The organism is Methylotuvimicrobium sp. KM2 (assembly GCF_038051925.1).
GTDB lineage: Bacteria > Pseudomonadota > Gammaproteobacteria > Methylococcales > Methylomonadaceae > Methylotuvimicrobium.
Map to the genome: position 1 here is coordinate 4,067,811 of NZ_CP150634.1, position 23,303 is coordinate 4,091,113.

Here is a 23,303-nt window from a genome sequence, read left to right on the forward strand (position 1 = left end):
GCACCCCGAGACCTCCTCCGGCACTGCCGAAATTTGAAGTGCGAAAGGTATAAACCTCTAATACCTGAAAATGACCGCGATACAAGTTCCTGAGAGCCGATTTTTAGGACAGGCCGCTCAATTTCGGCGAAAATAGAAACCAATTCTTAACTCTATTCATTAACCTGCCTCCATCTTTCGGATCATCCGACCTTATGCGTAAATACCAGGGACAATTAGTTCACCAAAGCTTCGATGAAGAAGGCATCATCGAAATTGTCGAATCGGAAGGCGTCCGCGCCTTGCATTTCGGCTCGTCTTCACGGCAAAGCAGCATGTTGCTGACCGATCCGGACCAATTGCATTCGCTGTATGCCCGCGCGATGATGGCCTGGCTGTTGTTTAAAGACGCCCCCGGCGATGTATTGATGATAGGCTTAGGCGGCGGATCTTTGGCAAAGTTTTTACTGCAACGTTTCGAAGACTGTAAAATAAAGGTCGTGGAATACCGGCGCGGCGTCGTCAAAATCGCACGCAGCCATTTCGACTTACCGCTCGATTCGCGTCTGAAAATAAAAATCGGCGACGGCGGGCACTATATTCGCCAAAAGAGTCTAACGGCATCGGAAAGCTACGATTTATTGATGATCGATGCGTTCGATCATGAAGGCATGTCCGATTCAATCGGCGGCGAAGCGTTTTTCGACGGCTGCAAGAATTTGCTGAATCCGGACGGCATGCTAACCATCAATTTATGGGGCACCGACAAAGCGCTGTTTCAGGATGTCGCCTGGCACTTAGGCCGGGTTTTCGACTGGCGCCTATTGTTTCTGCCGGTACGCGGGAGGGGCAATGTCATCGGCTTTGCTTTTAACGACCCCATGCCCTTGCCGACTCAAAAAGAACTTCGAGGCCGCATGCAACTTCTGGAAAACAAATACCACCTGGAATTCCCCGTTTTTTTGCAAGATTTAAAGCGTAACAACCGTACTTTATTCAACCGGATTATCAAACCATGATTGCTCCCGCTATGCCTAGCGCGCCGAATCTTTTCGGCTACCGCAAATACTGGGCGCACCGTTTCGGAACGGCGCCCGAATTACCGATGACTCGCGCCGAAATGGACGAACTCGGCTGGGATTCGTGCGACGTTATTCTAGTCACCGGCGACGCCTATATCGACCATCCGAGCTTCGGCATGGCGCTGATCGGCAGACTCCTCGAAGCACACGGTTTTCGGGTCGGTATTATTTCGCAGCCGGACTGGACTAGCGCGGAAGATTTCAAACGCCTGGGCGCACCCAATCTTTTTTTTGGCGTGACCGGCGGCAACATGGATTCGATGGTCAACCGCTACACGTCGGACAAAAAGATCCGCTCTAACGATGCTTATACGGCAGGCGGCGAAGCAGGCAAACGACCTGATCGCGCGGTCAACGTGTATTCGCACCGCTGCCGCGAAGCTTTCAAAAATGTTCCGATCGTCATTGGCGGGATCGAGGCGAGCCTACGCCGAATTTCGCATTACGATTATTGGTCGGACAAGGTCAAAAAATCGGTCTTGCTCGACTCGAAAGCCGACCTATTGGTGTACGGCAATGCCGAACGGCAAGTCGTCGAGATCGCGCATCGGCTGGCAGGCGGCGAAGCCATCGCCGATTTGCAATTCATTCGCGGTACCGCGCATTTCGTCAAACAAATCCCCGAAGGCTGGCTCGAAAAAGATTCGACCGATGTCGACATTCCGGGCCATGTCGCGCCGCCCGCAAACCCTTATCAAGAAGAACCCGCCTGCGACAGCAAGCCGACCGGCAATGTGATCCGTTTCGAGCGACGCATCCGCAACGACAAACGCGCGCAAACCGTCATTCGTCTGCCGGCCTATGAGGCCGTCAAAGACGACACCATTCTTTACGCCCATGCATCCCGAGTGATGCACGGCGAAACCAACCCGGGCAACGCGCGCGCGTTGATTCAACAGCACGGCAACCGATTACTCTGGGTCAATCCGCCGCCGACCCCGCTCAGCACGCAGGAAATGGACGGTGTGTTCGACCTCCCCTATTCGCGCCTGCCGCATAAACGTTACGGCGATGCGAACATTCCCGCGTTCGAGATGATTCAACACTCGGTCAATATCATGCGCGGCTGCTTCGGCGGCTGTACATTCTGTTCGATCACCGAACACGAGGGGCGCATCATACAAAGCCGCTCCGAAGATTCGATCATCCGTGAGATCGAGGCGATCCGCGACACCTCGCCGAATTTCACCGGACACATTTCCGACCTGGGCGGGCCGACCGCGAACATGTACCGTCTAGCCTGCAAGGACCCGAAGATCGAAGCGGCCTGCCGCAAGCCGTCGTGCGTCTTTCCCGGCATTTGCGACAATCTGAATACCGACCATTCCCATTTGATCAAATTATACCGACGCGCCCGCGCACTGCCCGGCATCAAGAAAATCTTCATCGCATCGGGACTGCGCTACGATTTGGCCGTCGAATCGCCGGAATACGTCAAGGAATTGGTCACGCACCATGTCGGCGGTTATCTTAAAATCGCGCCGGAACACACCGAACAAGGTCCGTTGTCGCTTATGATGAAACCGGGCATCGGCACTTACGACCGTTTCAAGCAAATGTTCGATAAATATTCAAAGGAAGCCGGCAAGGAGCAGTATCTGATCCCCTATTTCATCGCCGCGCACCCGGGCACGACCGACGAAGACATGCTGAATCTCGCACTCTGGCTCAAACGCAACGGTTTCCGAGCCGACCAGGTTCAAGCGTTTCTGCCGTCGCCGATGGCGATCGCGACCGCGATGTATCACTCCGGCAAGGACACACTGCACAAAATCGGCCGCAAGGCACCGGATATTTCGATTCCGAGAAGCGTCAAGCAACGCCGCTTGCATAAGGCTTTTTTGCGCTATCACGATCCGAAAAACTGGCCGCTGCTACGCGAGGCTTTGAAAAACATGGGGAGAGCCGATTTGATCGGCAACGGTAAAAAGCATCTGGTACCGACGTTTCAGCCGAAAGGCACCGTCGACACCGCACCCGCTAAGACGCAGCGATTTAAAACCAAGCATACCGGCTTCGGCATTAAACAACGCAAGCAACCGGGCCGGAGAACCGCCAAGCCACGTTAAAAGGGTGCTGATTTCAAAAAATGTCATTTATTTTCTACCATGAAGAGCATGAAGGACTTGAAGATACAGCGTTTTCAATTTAAATGCGTTACTCACCCTTAACAGCCTATGTCATCATTATTGCCCCTGGAGTGCGGGCTTTACCTACCTGCGCAGACGAAGCCAGCACTCCGGTCCCGCCATTGTTTTGATATTTTTAGTCATTAACGGGACTTGAAAACGCTGTATTACTACATTGAATTTATCTATTGATTCAGTTCATCTATGATATTGGGACAGTTCATAAAGCACTCAATTCTCTTCCCTTCATTATCTTCATGCCCTTCATGGTAATAAAAAACAAGCTATAAACATTGTGCTGGATCAGCACCCCGTTAAAAGTTATACAAAGCCCTGAAATAAATCATGTCGAAACCGCCTTGACTGCCGTTTTCGAGATCGCGGCGGTAGCGCATGTACTCCAATCCGAACAAGGCGTCTTCGATCGGCATCCAAAACAAATTGGCTTGCCATGACCCGACCCGCTTATTGGCGGTACCTGGCGTTCTCGGGTTATTATCGGTCGCCGCCATCGAATACAGCACGGTAGACCGCCATTCCGGACTCCACCAATGCCGGTAAGCCGCATAAGCGCCCCAACTCGTCTGCAGATCGATTTCACCCCTTGTATTAATAGTCGCATCGCTGAAGGTATTGGCGGCCACATAACGACCCAAGCCGCTACCGTAAACGTAACCCAAACGGATATCGTCCTTATTCCAGGTTTTGATCAGCGCCGAACCACTGGTCGACCAACTCAGTTTAGAATCGGTATTGTCGAGCTGCAAGCCATTGCTCAAGGTCGTTTTATCCTGCCGGATATCGCGCAACATTAGCGCCATCGTCGCCGAACCCCAGTCGGCTTGATGCCGGATACGCCCAACCAAATCCGGCCAGCGATCGTCGGAAGGCAGCACCTGCCTGCCCCAAGGATCGGTTAGCGTCGTTTCGGGATTTTCGACCGAAACATCATAGGAAAGCCAACCGCCATGCGAGCTCCAGCGAATCTGAGGCTGACGAATGAAGCCCATGATGGTCGGGTCGACGATGACGTCCGCGGTCTCGTTCAATTGAAACGCGGACCAAGTCTGTCCGACCGTCAAACCGTCCAATTGAAAATAGGCATGGCGCAAACGTATCTGATGCGAATTAGTCAGAATTTCGTTTCCTGGGGTTCCGGCGAAGTCGGTTTCAACCAATGCTCGGAGTATGCCGAAACGAGTAGGCGTTCGGCTTTTAATCCAGAGCCGGGTCTCGCGGAGATGACTATTAAATTGACCGTTCTTTCCGGAACCATCGAGCGGCGCCTCGTAAGTTCTTCGCAATGGGGTATCGGGCCACATTTGAAAAGCATCCAATGTCAAGCGTCCGCCGACCGTCAACTCCGTATCCAAGGCTTTCAGCTCCAACAGGCCATCGCCCTCCTGCGTCGTTTTTTCTCCGGCAACATCGACGACACCGGTCGCCAAGGTTTCCGTTGCACTTTCGATTGACATTGAATCGACTGATTCAACGGGGCTTTCAATTGAGATAGGAGTTTGTTGCCGAGCCTCTAGCTTGGCTTCCAAATATTCCAGACGCTTCATGATTTCACTGGCTTGCTGCCGCAATTGGCGAATTTCCTCTTGCGGATCGAGCTCTTCCGCGCCAGACGAATTCAATGCATGCATTGTCAGCACACCGAAAAGCCAAGCATTTGCTAAAAACCTGGAATGCTTGACCCGTAAAATTCCATGCCGCATCTAAATTTCCTTCGCTCAACGAACTTGAAAACGGCTGTGGCATTCATTGCAAGTCTCTGCGACTCGATCGAGCGAGGCATTCAATGCTCTAATCCGGTAAGCTTTCGCCAAACGCCTAATGTCTTCGGCTTGTTCGCCTAATCGGACGGCTAACATTGAAAAAACCGCTTTCTCATCATCATCGAGTTCAAGATAATTGTCCTTGCCGGACAAATCTCGTATGTAGCGACTTACGCTTATGATTCTGTCAGCCATTTGCAAGGCTTGCCGCCGCCGCTCGTCTTCGACCTCTAAGGCATTGAGTTTTTGATCGTAAACCTCATGGCTCATCGAACGCATCAAACTACGCAAGCAATCTCTCGCTGCCATCACCGCACACGGATCATCGAATTGACCATGAATACCGGCTCCAGATTGCCCGGTTTGGCAAGCAGATAGCACTATCAATAACTGGACACACATGAAAGTCACCAAACGTTGGAGTCTATTTCGTTCGATGCCCATCTCAGCCTCTTCTACAAAGCAGAACTCGGTTATTCAATCAACGAATCCAAAGGAATCGGCGATTATTGTTTAGGAACCGGCAATCAAACCCCTTCAATAAAACAACTCCAAAGCCAGCATTAATGCGTCTTCCCGCCCTTCTTGAGCAGGGTAATAATCCTTTCGGATACCGATTTCGTTAAAACCCATTTTTTCGTATAACGCAACGGCGCCAAGATTGGAAGGACGGACTTCCAAAAAGACGGTTTCGGTTTTGTGCCATCTGGCAACCTCGATCAGATGCGTCAACATTTTTCGGCCGATACCTTGTCCCTGCTCTTCCGGTGCGACTGAAATATTCAAAATATGCGCTTCGCCAACCGCGATAGAAACAATGCTATAGCCCAATATTCTATCGACATCTTCACAGACCCAACAGCTGTAGCCGGCTTTGAAGCAGTCTTTAAAAACGCCTTCGCTCCATGGAAAATCGTAGTTAGTATTTTCTATCGTCAAGACTGCGCTTAAGTCTTTGCCGGTCATGCGCCGCATCCTTAACAAGTCATCCCTAGTTACCGAGTCCGGAAAGATTTTTGCGTAGAACTCACGATCGGCATCGTAGACGACAATATCTTTAAATCGTTGCAATAACTCCCGCATGTTCAACCTTTAATCTCGTCAAATGTAGCTATGGCCAATTGTAGATCCTGCCAGGCTTTGCGCTTTTCTAGCGGCGACCTTAACAAATAAGCGGGATGGTATACCACAATTAGCGGAATGCCGTCCAATGAATGTACCGTCCCTCTGAGCTGGCCTATGTTCTTGTCGGTTTTGAGTAGATTTTGTGCGGAAACGCGCCCGACCGCCAGAATAATTTTCGGCTTGAGCCAAGCGATTTGTCGATGCAAATAGTCGCTACATGCTTCGACTTCGACCATTAAAGGATCACGGTTATTCGGCGGCCTGCATTTTAGAATATTGGTGATAAAAACGTCATCGCGCTTTAAGCCAATGGCTCTTAGCATTTCGGTTAGCAATTGACCGGCCCTTCCGACAAACGGTTCACCTTGACGATCCTCGCTTTCGCCCGGCGCTTCGCCGATGACCATCCACCCCGAACTTGCCGAACCGCTGCCGAACACGGTTTGCGTCCGGCTTTCGCATAATGCGCATTGTCGACATGCCGCCACTTCACTTTGTAAATCCTCCCACGTTGGTTTGGAATCTAACAGTATCGGCTGCGCTTCGACTTCAGGAACAAGGGGGAGCTCAGGTACAACCGGTGTCGCTGTTTTTTGAACATCACCGAGTAAAGTGGATACGGCTGTTTGCGTCGACGCCAAATCACTTACATCGGAGTTTATTCGATCACTAGCCGGCGCGTGGCGGGAAACCCAGACATCGATCCCGATCGCTTTTAGGTAATGAAGTCGAGTCTCAGTATCCAACATTGTTAGGTGCATGCTCAGCAATTCCCAATTTGAGGATCAAACAGGGCGCAGGGTGTGCTTGACGAGGATGTCGGCGGCAAGGAGCCGCCGCCAAGCCCCCACGGATGGGTTTACGGCGTTCCTCGACAGGCATACCCCGCACCCTGAATACGGCGAAATTTTTCAAACTGGGAATTGCTGAAGTATGCTCGCGCACTTTGAAAGTGCGCGATCGGATAGGAAAAAGAAGCTTAAACATCGCCTTTTTGCGGATGCCGACGCTGGTTAGGCGCATGCAATTTATTGACAGCATTGATATAGGCTTTTGCGGAGGCAATCACAATATCGGTATCGGCGCCCAAGCCGTTGACGATTCGCCCTGCCTTGTCGAGACGAATCGTGACTTCGCCTTGCGAATCGGTACCGTTGGTAATATTGTTGACTGAATACAATTCCAAAAGGGCGTGCGTATTGACCAGACTTTCAATCGCCTTCAAACTGGCATCGACCGCACCGCTGCCGGAGGAGCTGCCGGTCATTTCTTGATTATCGATGCGTAAAGTAACCCGCGCCGTCGGCACTTCTCCGGTTTCGGAGCAAACGCTCAACGCAATCAATTTGATGTATTCATCCTCGCCGCTAATGCTGACTTCGGAAATCAAGGCTTGCAAATCTTCATCGAAGATCTCGTGTTTTTTGTCGGCCAGTTGTTTGAAACGGAAAAAAGCTTCGTTTAATTCTTCTTCCGAGGTGAACTCGAAACCGAGTTCTGTCATACGAGTTTTGAAGGCATTGCGACCGGAATGTTTACCCAACACCATCCGGTTAGCGGCCCAACCGACATCTTCGGCGCGCATGATTTCATAAGTTTCACGACTTTTCAGCACGCCGTCCTGATGAATGCCGGATTCATGCGCGAAGGCATTCGCGCCGACGATCGCTTTGTTCGGTTGCACCGGAAAACCGGTGATCGTCGAGATTAAGCGCGAACAAGTCATGATTTCTGTCGTATCGAGTGTCGTGTCGCATGGAAAAACATCTTGACGCGTTCTTACCGCCATCACGACTTCTTCCAGCGCGGCATTGCCGGCACGTTCGCCGAGTCCGTTGATCGTGCATTCGACCTGGCGTGCGCCGTTCATCACCGCCGCTAAAGAATTGGCAACCGCCAACCCCAAATCGTTGTGACAATGCACCGAGAAAATCGCCTTATCGGAATTCGGTATTCGTTGAATCAAGTTACCGATTGTCGCGCCGAATTGATGCGGAACACTGTATCCGACCGTATCGGGGATATTCAGCGTAGTCGCGCCGGCATCGATGACCGCCTCCAGTATCCGGCACAAAAAATCTTCTTCGGAGCGCCCCGCATCCTCGGGCGAAAATTCGACGTTATCGGTATATTGCAGTGCGCGTTTGACGGCTTTGACGGCCAACTCGATCACTTGTTCCGGTTGCATCTGCAATTTCATTTGCATATGGATCGGGGAGGTTGCGATAAAGGTATGAATGCGCGAGCTTTCGGCGGCTTTCAGAGCCATACCCGCTTTATCGATGTCTTTTTCTAATGCCCGAGCTAAACCGCAAACAGTGCTGGTTTTGACCGCTTTCGCAACCGCTTCGACCGCTTCGAAGTCGCCCGGACTCGCGGCAGGAAACCCCGCTTCGATCACATCGACCTTCATTCTTTCCAGCGCTTTTGCAATTCGAACTTTTTCATCGCGCGTCATCGACGCACCCGGACTCTGCTCGCCATCGCGCAAAGTCGTATCAAAAATAATTAATTTGTCTTTCATGAGAACTCCGTTCATCAAGAAATTTGATGTTAAGAAAACTGATTAGTAAGAATTGTATATAACGGGGGGAGAAATAAAGTATGTGCCCGCTAGGGCAGCAGCAGAACAAGAAGAGTCGGTTTGAACGGCGCCGGAAAAGCAGCACCGAAAACGGTGCTTGTCGAATTGCTGGCGGTAATAGAGAAGTGAAATTTCATGTATTGGACTATACGCGATTGTGTTTTTTGCCTCAAGAAATTTGTTAAGTCTTTCTATGAAGTCTGCGGCGACGCATGACCAAGGTAAAAACCGGTCCGGAAATCGCATACCCTAAAGCCAACAAAAACAACATGGTTTGCGGCTGTGCCATCACAAACGCAACTCCCAACATCACTGCAATCGCGACGACGAACGGCACCTTACCCTTCCAATCTATCCCTTTGAAACTGAAATAACGAAAATTACTAACCATCAGTAAGCCGGTTGCGATCGTCAAAACTAAGGCGGCATATTTTAGCGTATCGATATCGTAATCGTACTCGATCGAAATCCAGATAAAGCCGGCCAATATCGCCGCGGCGGCGGGACTCGGCAAACCTTGGAAATAGCGTTTGTCGTCGGTTTCGACTTGCGCATTGAAACGTGCCAATCTCAACGCGCCGCCGGCCATGTGCACGAATGCCGCAAACAGGCCTAGCTTACCCAAGCTGGAAAACGCCCAGAGGTACATTACCAAGGCCGGAGCCGCACCGAACGAGATCATATCGGATAAGCTATCGTATTCGACACCGAATTTGCTTTGCGTATTTGTCAAACGCGCTACGCGCCCGTCGAGCCCATCCAAAATCATGGCGGCAAAAATCGCCACGGCCGCGGTTTCGTATCGCCCGCCCATCGCCGATGTAATCGCATAAAAACCGGCAAACAACGCCCCGGTCGTAAACAGATTGGGTAATAAATAAATACCGCGGCGGCGGGGCGTGGAAGATTTTTCAGGCGTCATAATTTTTCATCTACTGTTGCAACATTTGCAATAAAACAATGCCGCCGATTATACAATGAGCCGAAAAAGCACTCATGAATTAATAGCGACTTGGAAAATGGCCCCGGAGGCGAATCATTTGTGCTACGTAACGGATAAACACATACTTTGATGCATATTTCGTTTAGGATTAGGTATAAATAACTTTATTTATCGTTCCCACGCTCTGCGTGGGAACGCCTAAGTACCGCTCCAGCGGTACGAGACGCTAGAGCGTCTTGATCTTCATTCCCACGCTGAAGCATGGGAATGATAGGGGGATGTGAATAATCAATACTATGATGCCTATTTCGTTTAACGCCAAAGTCATTTAAGGGACAAACATTAAATAAGTACGCTATACAGGACAAAAGAGCGTGTCAGTTACATGAAAACGGGACCCCGCGAATTCTAAAATGCGAGAGCGGCAAAAAAGCCGCTCTCGCATGCCTCGTAAACGCTATCCGATTAGTTTTTCGACTTGTCGACGATTTTGTTGGCGCTAATCCATGGCATCATGCTGCGAAGTTTTTCACCGACGATTTCGATCGGATGCTCGGCATTTAGGCGACGTCTTGCCGTCATTTCCGGATAACCGGTCATGCCTTCCATGATGAATCTTTTCGCGTATTCGCCTTTTTGAATGTTTTCCAACGCCTCGCGCATGGCGTAACGGCTTTCTTCGTTGATGACTTTAGGACCGGTCACATACTCGCCGTATTCGGCGTTGTTAGAAATCGAATAGTTCATGTTCGCGATGCCACCTTCGTACATCAGGTCGACGATCAATTTCAATTCGTGCAAACACTCGAAGTATGCCATTTCCGGCTCGTATCCGGCTTCAACCAGTGTCTCGAACCCTGCCTTGACTAACTCAACCGCACCACCGCACAAGACGGCTTGCTCGCCGAACAAATCGGTTTCGGTTTCATCACGGAAGGTAGTTTCAATGATGCCGGAACGACCGCCGCCGATAGCCGATGCATAGGATAAACAAATACTCTTTGCGGTACCGGAGGCATCCTGCTGAATCGCGATTAAATCGGGAATACCGCCGCCGCGGACAAATTCGGAACGCACAGTATGGCCCGGAGCTTTCGGAGCAATCATAATCACATCGAGGTCGGCACGCGGCACGATTTGGTTATACAAAATCGAAAAGCCGTGCGCAAATGCCAATGCCGCGCCTTGTTTCAGATTCGGTTCGATTTCCGCTTTGTATAATTGCGCTTGGAATTCATCCGGCGTCAGGATCATCACGACATCGGCGCTCGACACTGCTTCAGGAACCGATTTAACCGTCAAGCCTGAAGCTTCGGCCTTGGCTACCGAAGGAGAACCCGCGCGCAGACCGACAACGACATCGACGCCCGAGTCTTTTAAATTGTTGGCATGCGCATGACCTTGAGAACCGTAGCCGATGATTGCTACTTTTTTACTTTTGATGATCGAAAGATCGGCGTCTTTATCGTAATAAACTTGCATGTGTTTTCTCGTTTTGTTTTATAAATAATGTTTGCTTTGAATTCTAGAGATGCAGCCCTTTTTCGCCCCGGCATATTCCGGTAGCGCCCGATCGGACTACTTCGATGATAGCCGTTTCATCGATCGACTTGACGAATGCATCCAGCTTATCCGATGTTCCGGTCATTTCGATCACGAAAGTCGTCGGTGTTACATCGATTATTCGACCGCGAAAAATATCGGCGATACGTTTAATTTCGGCGCGCGTAGCTTCGCTGGTTTTGACCTTAACCATCATCAATTCGCGTTCGATATGCGCCGATTCCGCCAAATCGATTAGTTTCACGACATCGACCAACTTATTGAGCTGCTTAGTGATTTGCTCGATGATATCATCATTGCCTCGCGTGACCAGAGTCATGCGCGACAGACTCGAGTCTTCGGTCGGCGCAACGGTCAATGATTCGATATTGTAGCCACGCGCCGAAAAAAGCCCGGCGACTCTCGATAATGCGCCGGCTTCATTTTCAATTAAAATGGAAATTATATGCCTCATTATGCCAACTCCCTGTCCGTCGGTGTTCCTGGGGCGACTCGCAATTTCATGTCATGATGGGCCTTACCCGATTCGATCATCGGATAAACGTTTTCGGTACGATCGGTAATGATGTCCATGAATACGGTTCTATCTTTCATCGCGAACGCCTCTTCCAGAGCGGAGCGCAAATCGGCTTTGTTTTCGACCAGCATGCCGACATGACCATAAGCCTCGGCTAGTTTGACGAAGTCGGGCAAGGTATCCATGTACGAATGCGAATAACGGCTTTGATAAGAAAACTCCTGCCATTGCCGCACCATACCCATGTAGCGATTATTCAAGTTAATGATTTTAACCGGCGTTTTATATTGCAGCGCAGTCGACAGCTCTTGTATGCACATTTGAATACTGGCTTCACCAGTCACGCAAGCGACATCCGCCTCCGGAAACGCCAATTTAACGCCGATCGCAGCCGGTAAACCGAAACCCATCGTACCCAATCCACCCGAATTGATCCAGCGACGAGGCTTATCGAAATGATAGTACTGGGCTGCATACATCTGATGCTGACCAACATCCGAAGTAATGTAAGCATCGCCTTTCGTTACTTCGTAAAGCTGCTCGATAACATACTGCGGCTTGATCAACGGACTTTCACGATCATATTCCAAGCATTGCACCGAACGCCATTTATCGATTTGCTCCCACCATGCCGCCAAGGCTTTTTTGGATGGCTGCTTTTTGCTCTCTTTGATCTGCTCGATCATTTGAGTCAGAACGGGTTTGACTTGCCCAACGATCGGTATATCGACTTTGACGGTTTTCGATATCGATGCCGGATCAACGTCGATATGAATAATTTTGGCGTAAGGACAAAATTCAGCCAATTTACCGGTAACCCGGTCATCGAAACGTGCGCCGACGGCAAGAATCACATCGCTCTCATGCATGCCCATATTCGCCTCGTAGGTGCCATGCATACCCAACATTCCGATGAATTGCTTATCGGTGGCGGGATAGGCGCCTAAACCCATTAGCGTATTAGTAATCGGATAACCCAGTGCTCGAGTCAATTCGATCAATTCCCGACTTGCTTCACCGAGGATCACCCCCCCACCCGAATAAATCATCGGACGCTGAGCGGACAAGAGCAATTCGACGGCTTTCTTGATCTGGCCTTTGTGCCCTTCGACGGCCGGATTGTAAGAACGCATAGTCACTTTGCGTGGATACTTATACGGAACTTTAATACTGGGATCGGTAATATCTTTCGGCACATCGACGACAACAGGACCGGGGCGCCCTGTCGATGCGACATAAAAGGCTTTTTTAATGGTTTCGGCCAGCTTAGTGACGTCTTTGACCAAAAAATTGTGCTTGACGCATGGACGACTAATTCCCACCATGTCGACTTCTTGAAACGCATCGCTACCGATAACAGGCGACGGCACCTGCCCTGAAATCACCACCATTGGAATTGAGTCCATATAAGCGGTTGCAATACCTGTTACCGCATTTGTAGCCCCCGGACCGGAAGTCACCAAAACGACTCCCGTTTTTCCGGTCGCTCGCGCATAGGCATCAGCGGCATGAGTGGCGCCTTGTTCATGGCGCACTAGTATATGCTTGACGTCGTCTTGTTGAAAAATAGCGTCGTAAATATGCAGCACTGCTCCGCCCGGATAGCCGAATATATACTCCACTCCTTCGTCTTTGAGACTTTGAACTAAAATTTGTGCGCCGTTTAGCTCCACACTATTACCCTCTGCATTAACTATCAGGTGATCAATAAAACCCATTCATGACCGAATCGCTTGGTTTTATTTTAAAAAAAGGTTAGATAAACTACTGGTTTTGCACTTGTTCGTCAAGACAAATCAAGACTTTGATGCCATGGCTACCATCACTAAACACGACATAATCAATGGGTTATAAAGCGCGAAATTCATGGTTCGAATTCAACAACTCATGACCCATAACATTGAGTACCTACCGGTATTGCTCACACCCCGCTCCACCAGCACTACCGAAACCGACTTAGGAACTAGCATGAAATAACTTAGACAATGGTTGGAAGGGGATTTGGTGGCTCGATTGACAGGTGTCGGCGGCCGGGATAGCCGCCGTCAAGCCTACATGGACGTATTCACGGCGTCCTGTCAAGCGAGTCACCAAATCGCCACAAAGCCTACTGCTTGTATAAGTTATTTTGTGCATATTCCTTACTAAAACTCTCTGTCCAATTTAAATAAAGCCAATGAACGCCGCCGAAAAATTACGCCTGTTACTCGCCCGCCCCGGAATTATCGTGATGCCGGGCTGTCATGATGCATTATCTGCAAAACTATGCGAAAAAGCCGGCTTCAGCACGGCTTTTATGAGCGGTTTTGCGGTTTCGGCCGACCGCCTCGGCCTGCCGGATACAGGCCTGATTTCTTATGCCGAATTGCTCGATCAGGGGCGTAATATTTGCAATGCCGTGTCGATTCCTATCTGGGGCGACGGCGATACCGGTTTCGGAAACGCGCTCAACATCAAGAGAACCGTACAAGGTTATGCTCTAGCCGGTTTTGCCTGCATCATGCTGGAAGATCAAATCGCTCCCAAACGCTGCGGACATACCCGAGGCAAATCGGTTGTCGGACGCGACGAAGCCGCAATGCGGATACAAGCGGCCGTCGACGCCCGCAACGAAGGCGCCGACATATTGATCATGGCTCGAACCGACGCCAGAGCCACTCATGATTTGGACGAAGCGATCCTGCGCGCGAATCTGTTTCACGAAATCGGCGCCGATATCAATTTCCTGGAAGCTCCGGAAAGCGAACAAGAAATGCGCCGTTATTGTGCCGAAGTACCGGGACACAAAGTCGCTAATTTGATCGAAAACGGAAAAACACCGCTACTGCCTCACGAGCAACTCGAAGCGATGGGTTATAAAATTGCCGTTTATCCATTGACACTGCTCAATGCTTCAATTGTCGCGATGCAAAACGCGCTAACGGGGTTGAAAACCGGCCAAAACACACCAAAAACACTCAGTTTCAAGGAATTGACCGAAACCGTCGGATTCGAGGACTACTATCGGGAAGAAAAACGTTATCGTTTTTAGTCTACCCAAAATTCGATCTGATAACCCGAAAATTTTCTTACATTGATCACGCCGGTATCGAATAACAAATATTGACCTTTTATCCCTTCTAAAACCCCTCTGACTTCGGCTTGCTTATCGAAATTAAAGGATTTGACCTTGGCCGGATAACGTTGAACGGGATAAGCGATATCGACCGACTCGGCATTCGGCAGATATTCGATCGCACTATCGCCGAAGCGCGCGCTAATATCAGCCAACTCCTCCCGACATAATGATAAAAGCTCATCGCGCTTAGCACATAAATCAGCCGGCGCTGTATTGTTTTTGAGCATTTGCTGCCAACTGGTTTTATCGCTGACATATCGACCAATTGCCACTTCAACCAATCCTGACACATAGCGTGAAGCCACTTTCATGATAGGCAATGCCTGTATAGCGCCTTGATCGATCCACCGTGTCGGAATCTGCGTTTGCCGTGTAATTCCGACTTTAATACCGGAAGCATTGGCCAGATAAACATAATGCGGCTGAAAACAAAATGTTTCACCCCACTCCGGTTCGCGGCAGGTACCTTGATGATAGTGACATTTTTCCGGCTTTAAAATACACATATCGCATTGCGCGAGCGACACGAAACAAGGATAACAATAACCTTGGCTAAAACTTTTTTTGGTGTCCCTCCCGCAATGAACGCAAGCAATCTTACCGGTAAAGCGCAAGGTTACCGGGCGACCGATAAACTGATTCAGATCTATGCCATCCTTGCCTAAAGCCAACCGATAACTAACCGACTCGCCTAACTCCGCTTGCATTTTCGTTAAAAACCCTAACACTAATTATTCCCCCGACCTAGTATTTTCCAATAGACCAATAAGTCGCTTCAAATAGAGCTGATATACCCGTCGTAGATCAAAATTCGGGTTATTTATCCACCCAGAACGTTTCGATTTGCTTTAGCCTCGCTCAAAACGTTTAAGGCGAAGTTACAAACCTCGTCCTTCTTAACCCTAAAACTTTGACATATCGTTTTTTGGAGAGCGCAAATAACCATCGGTATTGTGCTCAACCCAGCGTTCGCCGCCATTTTGCAGTCGCTCTTTTTTCCAGAACGGCGCCTTATTTTTCAGCGCCTCCATGATCTGACGCCCCGCGTCGAAAGCATCACCTCGATGCGAAGCCCAAACCGCGACTAACACAATCGGTTCATTCGGTTTAATCTCGCCAACTCGATGCACGACCAAAGCATCCAGCAAATGCCAATCACGTATTGCTTGCGCCACGATATCATCCAATTGCTTTTCGGTCATCCCGGGATAATGCTCTAGAACCATAGCGGATACCGAATCGCCATCGTTAAAATCCCGCATCGTCCCGACGAATACATTAGTTGCTCCAAACTTACCGGCCCAATGCTTCGCCGAATCTTGATACACTACGACCTCATGCCACGGGTCGAATAAGTCGGCACTAATTTTGATCATATCGTCTCAGCCTCCCGTAACCGGCGGAAAAAAAGCCACTTCATCGCCGCTTTGAACCGAATGCGCAATATCGACATATTCCATGTTTACCGCAGCCAATATATTGTCCGGCATCGGCCGGTTAGCATTGGCCATCGCCCAAATTTCCGCCACCGTCACTATACCGTTCACCTCAACCAGATCTTCAGTGCGGCCGACACTGTCCTTTAAACTAGCAAAATAACGAACTTTAACTGACATAATCATTCACGCCACACTAAAAAGATAAGATAATGAAGGTACATAACCATTTATTCTTCTAAACTCTATGACCCAATTGACCCATTTTAACCAATCCGGTGAAGCCCACATGGTAGATGTCGGCAATAAGGATATAACAGAAAGAGTCGCTATCGCCGAGGGCTATATTGAAATGAACCCGACTACGCTAGCACTCATCGAGCAAGGGACGCATAAAAAAGGCGATGTACTGGGTATTGCTAGGATCGCGGGCATCATGGCCAGCAAAAAGACTGCCGACCTTGTTCCATTATGCCATCCGTTGCCTATTTCGCACGTCGAAGTCAACCTTGAAATCGAAAATGACACAAGTCGAGTCTATTGCCGAACCACCGTCAAAACCCGAGGACAAACCGGGGTCGAAATGGAAGCATTGACCGCCACTCAAGTTTCGCTACTGACTGTTTACGACATGTGCAAAGCGGTGGACCGGGGCATGACCATTCAAGGCGTACGCCTACTCAAAAAATCCGGCGGCAAGTCAGGCGATTGGCTACGCCCTTGATAATGCAGCCCAGCCCGTAATTATTCACACCCCTATCGTTCCCACGCTCCGGCGTGGGAATGAAGACCGAGACGCTCTAGCGTCTCGTACCGCTGGAGCGGTACTCAGGCATTCCCACGCAGAGCATGGGAACGATAATTGCCGGGGGACTGAATAGTTACCCCAACCCTACAGCCGCCATCTCATATTAAATGACTTATTTTAGTGAAGCATTAGCCGCCGCTTTCCGGCTCATTATACAAAATTCGATCACGACATATTTTTCATCGCTTGGACATCGCTTAAAACTGCCTTTATCGCCACAGTCTCTGCAGGGATTGGCGAGATGATACTCGAGGGAGATATTCAGGCGCTACCGGCACAATCTCGACTGCAATTGCATTAGAAACCGGCAAAGGTGACTTCGAAATGGGATTGCTCTTGGAATACCGCTTCTGTCGATCGTTTTTTTCATTAATCTTGCCTTGCAAATTCTACCTGCCAAACCCAGCACATAAAAAAGCCCCAACCACTGCAACTGCAATTGGGGCCCTTTACCGTCAATAAATTTTCTATACCCTTTGCTAGTCAAATTTCCGCGCCGGGACGATCTTCCTCGTCAAAGGAAGACGTAAACCCAGCACCACAACATAACAAGCAGATGTCGAGTCCAAATGATAGATACTGCCGCTATTACGCCGTGTAATTTGCCGACGCAAAATCCCAATTGACTAGCGCCCAAAATGCCTCCAAGTATGCTGGGCGTGCATTGCGGTAATCGATGTAGTAAGCATGCTCCCATACATCGCAAGTTAGCAAAGGTGTCTGACCTTCGGTCAATGGGCAGCCAGCATTACTGGTACTCACCAAGGCCAAAGAACCGTCTTTATTTTTTACCAACCATGCCCATCCCGATCCGAAGGTGGTAACCGCACATTTGGTAAAAGCCGCTTTAAATTCGTCAAACGAACCAAAAGTTCTGTTGATCGCATTTGCCAGATCGCCGGTCGGTTCGCCTCCGCCATTCGGGCTCAAGCTATTCCAATAAAAAGTGTGATTCCAGATTTGCGCCGCATTATTGAAAATACCGCCAGAAGATTTAACCACAATTTCCTCGAGAGGCAATCCGTCAAATTCGGTACCGGGAACCAAATTATTGAGGTTTGTTACATAGGTTTGATGATGCTTCCCATAATGAAACTCTAAGGTCTCCTCCGAAATATGAGGCGCCAGCGCATCTTTTGCATAAGGTAATGCAGGAAGTTCGTAAGCCATGTATTTCTCCTAAATTTTGAATAAAAAAACAACCGACAATATGCCGGGCAGAAATATAAACCAAGTAATTTAATAAAGAATTATACTTTATCATTCGCAGCCGATTAAATAAAGCCCCCATAAGCCGACATGCATATTTAACAGAGCATACATTTCTCAACATTCGACATCGGCGCTTGCGAAATCCTGTGCGGCCACCATCCCAGCACAGAAATCTGACTAACAAAAGGTATGGTACCAAAATAGATTTTTTATTGCATAAGGGATTCGGTCATAACAGCAATTCCCAATTTGAAGATCAAAAAGGGTGTGGGGCGAGCGTGGTGAAGCAGTGCATCTTTTGACGGACACCCCGGCGTCGAATTTTGATCTACGATGGGGATATCATGCCATTACCGGCCAACCACAATAGACGCAACACGCTATAATATACGCATTTTCGAATAACATTCTTCCTACTATGGCAATCGAAATAGAACACAAATTTTTATTACTTAATGACGACTGGCGAAAATTGGTCACCAAGTCCACAAAGTACAAACAAGGTTATTTAGCTTCGGAAAAAAACACTTCAATTCGCGTAAGAATCAGTGATAAAGAAGCGTGGCTCAACATTAAAAGCGCCACAATAGGCAATTTTCGCCATGAATACGAATACGAAATTCCTTATCAAGATGCAGAGGAAATAATCAACAATCTCTGCAGAAAACCACTCATTGAAAAAACCCGTCACTTGATACCGATAGGCCCGCATATCTGGGAAATCGATGAGTTTGAAGGAGAAAACAGAGGGCTCATTGTCGCCGAGATTGAGCTACAAGAAACCGATCAATCCTTCAATAAACCGGAATGGATAGGACAAGAAGTCACTCATGATTTGCGCTATTACAACAACAATTTATCATCGACCCCATTTTCAAAATGGGGTTAATGTAATTTAAAAGCATAAATATCATTGTAATAGAGATTTTTTTGTCCTATTATTTGCGGTATGAAAAAGTTTATTTTTGTTGTTTTTTTGCTACTCCCAAACTCAGGCTTCGCTAACGAGCTTGATCATATCGTTCAGGCAATAGAAGCAGAATGGGCCTCTATTTACTTTTCCACAGAAATTCGCGACAAAGAAAACGCCTACACCCGCCTATTGAATAAAACCACAGAATTCGCCAAACAAACCCACGAAAGCCCCGAACTAATGTTTTGGCAAGCTACCATCATTGCCTCTAGAGCTGAACATCAAAACCCTATCGATGCGTTGGCCGCCATTCATAAAGCACAGGATCTACTGATAAAAACCATAAAAATTAAACCCGACACACTAGACGGATCCGCACTCATTACATTAGGTTCACTTTATCATCAAGCACCCGGCTGGCCTATTGCATTCGGAGACGATAAAAAAGCCGAGCAATACCTCAAAGAAGGACTACAAATCAATCCCCGGGGAATAGAAAGCAACTTTTACTATGGGCAATATCTCTTGAATAAAGACCAACCGGAAGAAGCAATAGAGTATTTCAAAACAGCACTAAACGGGCCGATACGCAAAGAACAAGAATTTGCCGACTCATCTCTTAAAGAAAAAATAAAAAATATAATGATCAAGACAGCCACCACCGAATCGAAATCGCGAAAAAAACAGATTGCATCTTTATAGACCGCTTCGAAACGGGGTTCCGAGGCATTCGTTCCCTCACCTGGCAATAGGGAGGAGGCATCAAGCATACATGGTCGTATTAACCCAGCATTTAAATTCCATAGTCCATTGGCCATGATTAATTATTGGAAATTAAGATGCAAGGCTTATGACGCCCACGACTGGCATACCACACACCCTTCACCCTTAAATCGGCGAAACCGCTTAAACTGGGAAATTTCCTTTTTTAAGCATACGATCAGCGATATCTTGTAGAATGTTTTTATCATCTCAAGAGATTCATTCAGAACTTGCTTTCTGATATGATTAGTCCATTTTAAATTCGCAATTTTAATTAACATCAACTGGTAACTAATATGACCTTTGTAGTCACTGAGAACTGTATTAAATGTAAATATACCGACTGCGTTGACGTTTGCCCCGTCGACTGCTTCCATGAAGGCCCCAACTTTCTAGTTATCGACCCCGACGAATGCATTGATTGCACGCTCTGTGAACCCGAATGCCCAGCTGAAGCCATTTTTGCCGAAGACGAACTACCGGAAGGACAAGAAATGTTTATCGAAATCAATGCCGATCTCGCAAAGAAATGGCCCGTAATCAGCGAAGTCAAGGACCCCTTGCCCGAAGCCGACGAGTGGAACGGTAAACCGGACAAAACAAAACTATTGGAAAAATGACCCGCTAACAACCACTATTCAGGATTTGGACATAAATAATTTCCCTATTCTTTATGTAGCGCTAGCAAGGCTCGGTAAACGGATAAAACCTAAAAGGAGCAGCCGGCATCTGCTACAGACCGCTCGCACCGATCAAGGCCAAGACCGAATCATGAAGTGGTTACAACACACCGGCTTGTTAAAGCCTCAAAACCACCCCGACAAGTTCAGGGCGAACGACAGATTGACACCCTCAACTGCTCATTAATTGGTTTACGCTCGAATGAAGAATAAGATAACTGAGATATACTCACCGTAGATGAAAGTTCGACCTCGAGGTGCCCGCTAAAGGATGCCGCAAACCCAGAGACAATTAACCATGGGTTATGGAATTTAGATGATGGCTAAATATGTCCATGTAGACTCTATGCCAGCTATATGCTGACAAAGCCTTTATCGAGCACCCCGAGAATCCCATCCGTCACTGCCGAAAATTGAACCGCGAAAGGTATAGTCAGCAGGTTATGGATGATATTAGGCGCCGGGGAAAGAACTACACACCCCAGCGCCTTTAACAGTTGTAAATAAAACCATGAAAAGCATATCGCACCTCATAAAACTCAAGACATGAAAAAGCCGGTATTAAACCGGCTTTTTCATGTCTTGATGAGTCATGCAATTTTTATTCGGTACTTTCGCCACCTATAGGACGATCAACCAACTCAACATAAGCCATAGGAGCGGAGTCGCCTGGCCTGAAACCACATTTCATAATGCGTAAATATCCACCTTGACGATCTTTATAACGAGGACCCAATTCATTAAACAATTTAGTCACTACAGAACGGTCACGCAATTTAGCGAAGGCCAATCTTCTCTTTGCAACCGAATCTTCTTTGGACAAAGTGATTAACGGCTCAGCATAACTTCTTAACTCTTTAGCCTTAGGCAAAGTAGTTTTAATAAGCTCATGCTTAATTAACGAACCGACCATATTGCTGAATAGCGCCTTACGGTGGCTGCTATTCATATTAAACTTTCTTCCAGACTTACGATGTCTCATTGTAATTACGACCTAAAGTTATAATTTTAAAAACTGCTTTGATTTTGATCAATCAGATTATCAGGAGGCCAATTTTCTAACCGCATACCTAGAGATAATCCTTTTAAAGCCAGCACATCTTTGATTTCAGTGAGGGACTTTTTACCTAAATTCGGGGTTTTAAGCAACTCAACTTCAGTTCTTTGAATCAAATCACCTATGTAAAAAATGTTTTCCGCCTTTAAACAGTTTGCCGATCTAACAGTTAATTCTAAATCATCAACAGGTCTCAACAAAACAGGATCAATATCAGGACCTTCTTGAGGCGCTTCTTTTTCATCGACAGGAGGAGCAACCTTTTCAAAATCCACGAAAACGGATAATTGATCATGCAATATGGTTGCCGCAAGCTTTATAGTCTCTTCCGGATCAACCGTACCATTCGTCTCTAATTCGACGATTAACTTATCAAGATTAGTTCTCTGCTCTACACGAGTACTCTCAACTTGATAAGCAACTTTTATAATCGGACTATATGAAGCATCGACCTGAAGACTACCGATGATAGGATTATCGGTTTGCTGTTTTCGCGCACTTACCGGCTCATACCCTCGCCCCCTTCTGACGCGAATCTTCATATTGAACTGCTTATCCTGGGTCAAATTTGCAATAACCAAGTCAGGATTAACAATTTCTACATCGTGAGGCAACTGAATATCTGCAGCTGTAACAACACCGACACCGCTCTTGGAAAGAGTCAATACGACATCATCTTTCGAGTGCAAAAGGACTGCTAACTTTTTTAAGTTCAAGATGATATCAATAACATCTTCCTGAACACCCTCAATCGCGGTATATTCGTGCAGCACACCTTCAATTTCAATATCTGTAACTGCGCAACCGGGAATCGAAGACAATAACACCCGTCTCAAAGCGTTACCAAGCGAATGTCCGAATCCACGCTCAAGAGGCTCTATTACAATCCTTGAATGATTAGCGGATTTGCTTACCACCTCAACAAGACGAGGTCTTAATAAGCCGGAAATACTATTCTGCATTTATATCCCTTAGTTTAAGGTTTATTATTTCGAGTACAACTCAACAACAAGCTGCTCATTAATATCAGAACCCAATTCGACGCGATCAGGTAAAGACTTAAAGGTACCAGCCATGTCCTTGCTATTAACATCAACCCAATTTGGGAATCCGTATTGCTCAGTGACAGTTAACGCATCGATAATTCTTTGTTGTTTTTTTGCCTTTTCCCTGATGCTAATCACATCACCAGGTTGAACCTGATAGGAAGGGATATTAACTAACGAGTCGTTGACAAGAATCGATTTGTGACTTACCAACTGACGAGCTTCCGCTCTGGTAGCAGCAAAACCCATTCTATACACTACGTTATCGAGTCTCGATTCAAGAAGGTTTAATAGATTTTCGCCCGTTGCGCCTTTCTTTAAATCGGCAACTTTATAATAATTTCTAAATTGCTTTTCTAGTACGCCGTAAATCCTTCTAATTCTTTGTTTTGCACGCAACTGCAACGCATAATCAGAACTTCTTGTACGTTTAGTACCGTGCTGCCCAGGACGCTGATCAAGCTTACACTTGCCATCTAACGACTTGCCTCTACTTTTTAAAAAAAGATCGGTCCCTTCTCTACGGCTTAATTTACACGTAGGGCCAAGATATCTTGCCATAACAAAC

At 47.8% G+C, this 23,303-nt stretch carries 23 protein-coding genes; 7 read left to right on the forward strand and 16 right to left on the reverse strand.

The window, feature by feature from the left end; translation table 11 throughout:
* Positions 1-194 precede the first annotated feature (194 nt).
* Together WJM45_RS17030 and WJM45_RS17035 are read left to right on the forward strand one after the other, a co-directional pair.
* On the forward strand, positions 195-998 hold the full coding sequence (locus tag WJM45_RS17030) for a spermine synthase (RefSeq protein ID WP_341326252.1): 804 nt from the start codon (positions 195-197) through the stop codon (positions 996-998).
* Positions 995-3,130: a YgiQ family radical SAM protein gene (locus WJM45_RS17035; RefSeq protein WP_341326253.1), complete on the forward strand. Its 2,136-nt coding sequence runs from the start codon at positions 995-997 to the stop codon at positions 3,128-3,130. The genes WJM45_RS17030 and WJM45_RS17035 overlap by 4 nt, the downstream gene beginning before the upstream one ends.
* A 374-nt stretch (positions 3,131-3,504) precedes the next feature.
* Here WJM45_RS17035 and WJM45_RS17040 read toward each other — a convergent pair whose 3' ends face one another.
* The 9 genes from WJM45_RS17040 to WJM45_RS17080 form a co-directional block, all read right to left on the reverse strand.
* A complete protein-coding gene (locus WJM45_RS17040) occupies positions 3,505-4,911 on the reverse strand; it encodes a DcaP family trimeric outer membrane transporter (protein WP_341326254.1) in 1,407 nt (468 codons plus the stop codon).
* Between the two features lie 15 nt (positions 4,912-4,926).
* Positions 4,927-5,415, reverse strand: coding sequence for a hypothetical protein (locus WJM45_RS17045; protein ID WP_341326255.1), 489 nt, complete (start codon positions 5,413-5,415; stop codon positions 4,927-4,929).
* Between the two features lie 93 nt (positions 5,416-5,508).
* Complete coding sequence (rimI, locus tag WJM45_RS17050; protein WP_341326256.1) at positions 5,509-6,054, reverse strand: ribosomal protein S18-alanine N-acetyltransferase; 546 nt, start codon at positions 6,052-6,054, stop codon at positions 5,509-5,511.
* A 2-nt stretch (positions 6,055-6,056) separates the two neighbouring features.
* Positions 6,057-6,857 carry a uracil-DNA glycosylase gene (locus WJM45_RS17055; RefSeq protein WP_341326257.1) on the reverse strand — a complete coding sequence of 267 codons (801 nt, stop codon included), beginning with the start codon at positions 6,855-6,857 and terminating at the stop codon, positions 6,057-6,059.
* A gap of 218 nt (positions 6,858-7,075) precedes the next feature.
* On the reverse strand, positions 7,076-8,620 hold the full coding sequence (locus tag WJM45_RS17060) for a 2-isopropylmalate synthase (RefSeq protein WP_341326258.1): 1,545 nt from the start codon (positions 8,618-8,620) through the stop codon (positions 7,076-7,078).
* A gap of 241 nt (positions 8,621-8,861) precedes the next feature.
* Positions 8,862-9,602 (reverse strand): CDP-diacylglycerol--serine O-phosphatidyltransferase, encoded by a 741-nt coding sequence (pssA, locus tag WJM45_RS17065; RefSeq protein ID WP_341326259.1) that lies wholly within the window; start codon positions 9,600-9,602, stop codon positions 8,862-8,864.
* A 486-nt stretch (positions 9,603-10,088) separates the two neighbouring features.
* Complete coding sequence (gene ilvC / locus WJM45_RS17070) at positions 10,089-11,105, reverse strand: ketol-acid reductoisomerase (RefSeq protein ID WP_341326260.1); 1,017 nt, start codon at positions 11,103-11,105, stop codon at positions 10,089-10,091.
* Positions 11,106-11,148: 43 nt separating this feature from the next.
* A complete protein-coding gene (ilvN, locus tag WJM45_RS17075; RefSeq protein ID WP_341326261.1) occupies positions 11,149-11,640 on the reverse strand; it encodes an acetolactate synthase small subunit in 492 nt (163 codons plus the stop codon).
* Complete coding sequence (locus tag WJM45_RS17080; RefSeq protein WP_341326262.1) at positions 11,640-13,376, reverse strand: acetolactate synthase 3 large subunit; 1,737 nt, start codon at positions 13,374-13,376, stop codon at positions 11,640-11,642. The genes ilvN and WJM45_RS17080 overlap by 1 nt, the downstream gene beginning before the upstream one ends.
* Positions 13,377-13,879: 503 nt before the next feature.
* Here WJM45_RS17080 and WJM45_RS17085 point away from each other — a divergent pair.
* On the forward strand, positions 13,880-14,734 hold the full coding sequence (locus WJM45_RS17085) for an isocitrate lyase/PEP mutase family protein (RefSeq protein ID WP_341326263.1): 855 nt from the start codon (positions 13,880-13,882) through the stop codon (positions 14,732-14,734).
* On the opposite strand, the gene WJM45_RS17090 is transcribed toward WJM45_RS17085, so the two are convergent.
* The 3 genes from WJM45_RS17090 to moaD form a co-directional block, all read right to left on the reverse strand.
* On the reverse strand, positions 14,731-15,528 hold the full coding sequence (locus tag WJM45_RS17090) for a DUF2797 domain-containing protein (protein WP_341326264.1): 798 nt from the start codon (positions 15,526-15,528) through the stop codon (positions 14,731-14,733). The two genes, WJM45_RS17085 and WJM45_RS17090, sit on opposite strands and share 4 nt — an antisense overlap.
* Positions 15,529-15,723: 195 nt before the next feature.
* A complete protein-coding gene (locus WJM45_RS17095) occupies positions 15,724-16,197 on the reverse strand; it encodes a molybdenum cofactor biosynthesis protein MoaE (RefSeq protein WP_341326265.1) in 474 nt (157 codons plus the stop codon).
* Positions 16,198-16,203: 6 nt separating this feature from the next.
* On the reverse strand, positions 16,204-16,437 hold the full coding sequence (gene moaD / locus WJM45_RS17100; RefSeq protein WP_341326266.1) for a molybdopterin converting factor subunit 1: 234 nt from the start codon (positions 16,435-16,437) through the stop codon (positions 16,204-16,206).
* A 67-nt stretch (positions 16,438-16,504) separates the two neighbouring features.
* Between moaD and moaC the strand changes: the two genes are divergently transcribed.
* Positions 16,505-16,981, forward strand: coding sequence for a cyclic pyranopterin monophosphate synthase MoaC (moaC, locus tag WJM45_RS17105; RefSeq protein ID WP_341326267.1), 477 nt, complete (start codon positions 16,505-16,507; stop codon positions 16,979-16,981).
* Positions 16,982-17,653: 672 nt separating this feature from the next.
* Here the strand turns inward: moaC and sodB are convergent.
* Complete coding sequence (gene sodB / locus WJM45_RS17110; protein WP_014149744.1) at positions 17,654-18,235, reverse strand: superoxide dismutase [Fe]; 582 nt, start codon at positions 18,233-18,235, stop codon at positions 17,654-17,656.
* Positions 18,236-18,695: 460 nt separating this feature from the next.
* Here sodB and WJM45_RS17115 point away from each other — a divergent pair, with 460 nt between their 5' ends.
* The 3 genes from WJM45_RS17115 to fdxA all read left to right on the forward strand — a co-directional run bounded on the left by WJM45_RS17115 (position 18,696) and on the right by fdxA (position 20,572).
* On the forward strand, positions 18,696-19,166 hold the full coding sequence (locus WJM45_RS17115; RefSeq protein WP_341326268.1) for a CYTH domain-containing protein: 471 nt from the start codon (positions 18,696-18,698) through the stop codon (positions 19,164-19,166).
* A gap of 60 nt (positions 19,167-19,226) precedes the next feature.
* Complete coding sequence (locus WJM45_RS17120; protein WP_341326269.1) at positions 19,227-19,892, forward strand: hypothetical protein; 666 nt, start codon at positions 19,227-19,229, stop codon at positions 19,890-19,892.
* A gap of 356 nt (positions 19,893-20,248) precedes the next feature.
* Complete coding sequence (gene fdxA, locus WJM45_RS17125; protein ID WP_341326270.1) at positions 20,249-20,572, forward strand: ferredoxin FdxA; 324 nt, start codon at positions 20,249-20,251, stop codon at positions 20,570-20,572.
* A gap of 661 nt (positions 20,573-21,233) precedes the next feature.
* On the opposite strand, the gene rplQ is transcribed toward fdxA, so the two are convergent.
* From rplQ to rpsD, 3 genes are read right to left on the reverse strand one after another with little or no spacing between them, the layout of a single operon-like run.
* On the reverse strand, positions 21,234-21,614 hold the full coding sequence (rplQ, locus tag WJM45_RS17130; protein ID WP_341326271.1) for a 50S ribosomal protein L17: 381 nt from the start codon (positions 21,612-21,614) through the stop codon (positions 21,234-21,236).
* A gap of 26 nt (positions 21,615-21,640) precedes the next feature.
* On the reverse strand, positions 21,641-22,651 hold the full coding sequence (gene rpoA / locus WJM45_RS17135; protein WP_014149749.1) for a DNA-directed RNA polymerase subunit alpha: 1,011 nt from the start codon (positions 22,649-22,651) through the stop codon (positions 21,641-21,643).
* A gap of 24 nt (positions 22,652-22,675) precedes the next feature.
* The gene (rpsD, locus tag WJM45_RS17140) at positions 22,676-23,296 is read right to left on the reverse strand and encodes a 30S ribosomal protein S4 (RefSeq protein WP_341326272.1); all 621 of its coding nucleotides are present in this window, start codon (positions 23,294-23,296) and stop codon (positions 22,676-22,678) included.
* Between the last annotated feature and the right edge of the window lie 7 nt (positions 23,297-23,303).

Bases quoted from the DNA above. Each gene is read 5' to 3' on its own strand.
- WJM45_RS17030 (WP_341326252.1), top strand. From the start codon at position 195: ATGCGTAAATACCAGGGACAATTAGTTCACCAAAGCTTCGATGAAGAA.
- WJM45_RS17035 (WP_341326253.1), top strand. From the start codon at position 995: ATGATTGCTCCCGCTATGCCTAGCGCGCCGAATCTTTTCGGCTACCGC.
- WJM45_RS17040 (WP_341326254.1), bottom strand. From the start codon at position 4,911: ATGCGGCATGGAATTTTACGGGTCAAGCATTCCAGGTTTTTAGCAAAT.
- WJM45_RS17045 (WP_341326255.1), bottom strand. From the start codon at position 5,415: ATGGGCATCGAACGAAATAGACTCCAACGTTTGGTGACTTTCATGTGT.
- rimI (WP_341326256.1), bottom strand. From the start codon at position 6,054: ATGCGGGAGTTATTGCAACGATTTAAAGATATTGTCGTCTACGATGCC.
- WJM45_RS17055 (WP_341326257.1), bottom strand. From the start codon at position 6,857: ATGCACCTAACAATGTTGGATACTGAGACTCGACTTCATTACCTAAAA.
- WJM45_RS17060 (WP_341326258.1), bottom strand. From the start codon at position 8,620: ATGAAAGACAAATTAATTATTTTTGATACGACTTTGCGCGATGGCGAG.
- pssA (WP_341326259.1), bottom strand. From the start codon at position 9,602: ATGACGCCTGAAAAATCTTCCACGCCCCGCCGCCGCGGTATTTATTTA.
- ilvC (WP_341326260.1), bottom strand. From the start codon at position 11,105: ATGCAAGTTTATTACGATAAAGACGCCGATCTTTCGATCATCAAAAGT.
- ilvN (WP_341326261.1), bottom strand. From the start codon at position 11,640: ATGAGGCATATAATTTCCATTTTAATTGAAAATGAAGCCGGCGCATTA.
- WJM45_RS17085 (WP_341326263.1), top strand. From the start codon at position 13,880: ATGAACGCCGCCGAAAAATTACGCCTGTTACTCGCCCGCCCCGGAATT.
- WJM45_RS17090 (WP_341326264.1), bottom strand. From the start codon at position 15,528: ATGCAAGCGGAGTTAGGCGAGTCGGTTAGTTATCGGTTGGCTTTAGGC.
- WJM45_RS17095 (WP_341326265.1), bottom strand. From the start codon at position 16,197: ATGATCAAAATTAGTGCCGACTTATTCGACCCGTGGCATGAGGTCGTA.
- moaD (WP_341326266.1), bottom strand. From the start codon at position 16,437: ATGTCAGTTAAAGTTCGTTATTTTGCTAGTTTAAAGGACAGTGTCGGC.
- moaC (WP_341326267.1), top strand. From the start codon at position 16,505: ATGACCCAATTGACCCATTTTAACCAATCCGGTGAAGCCCACATGGTA.
- sodB (WP_014149744.1), bottom strand. From the start codon at position 18,235: ATGGCTTACGAACTTCCTGCATTACCTTATGCAAAAGATGCGCTGGCG.
- WJM45_RS17115 (WP_341326268.1), top strand. From the start codon at position 18,696: ATGGCAATCGAAATAGAACACAAATTTTTATTACTTAATGACGACTGG.
- WJM45_RS17120 (WP_341326269.1), top strand. From the start codon at position 19,227: ATGAAAAAGTTTATTTTTGTTGTTTTTTTGCTACTCCCAAACTCAGGC.
- fdxA (WP_341326270.1), top strand. From the start codon at position 20,249: ATGACCTTTGTAGTCACTGAGAACTGTATTAAATGTAAATATACCGAC.
- rplQ (WP_341326271.1), bottom strand. From the start codon at position 21,614: ATGAGACATCGTAAGTCTGGAAGAAAGTTTAATATGAATAGCAGCCAC.
- rpoA (WP_014149749.1), bottom strand. From the start codon at position 22,651: ATGCAGAATAGTATTTCCGGCTTATTAAGACCTCGTCTTGTTGAGGTG.
- rpsD (WP_341326272.1), bottom strand. From the start codon at position 23,296: ATGGCAAGATATCTTGGCCCTACGTGTAAATTAAGCCGTAGAGAAGGG.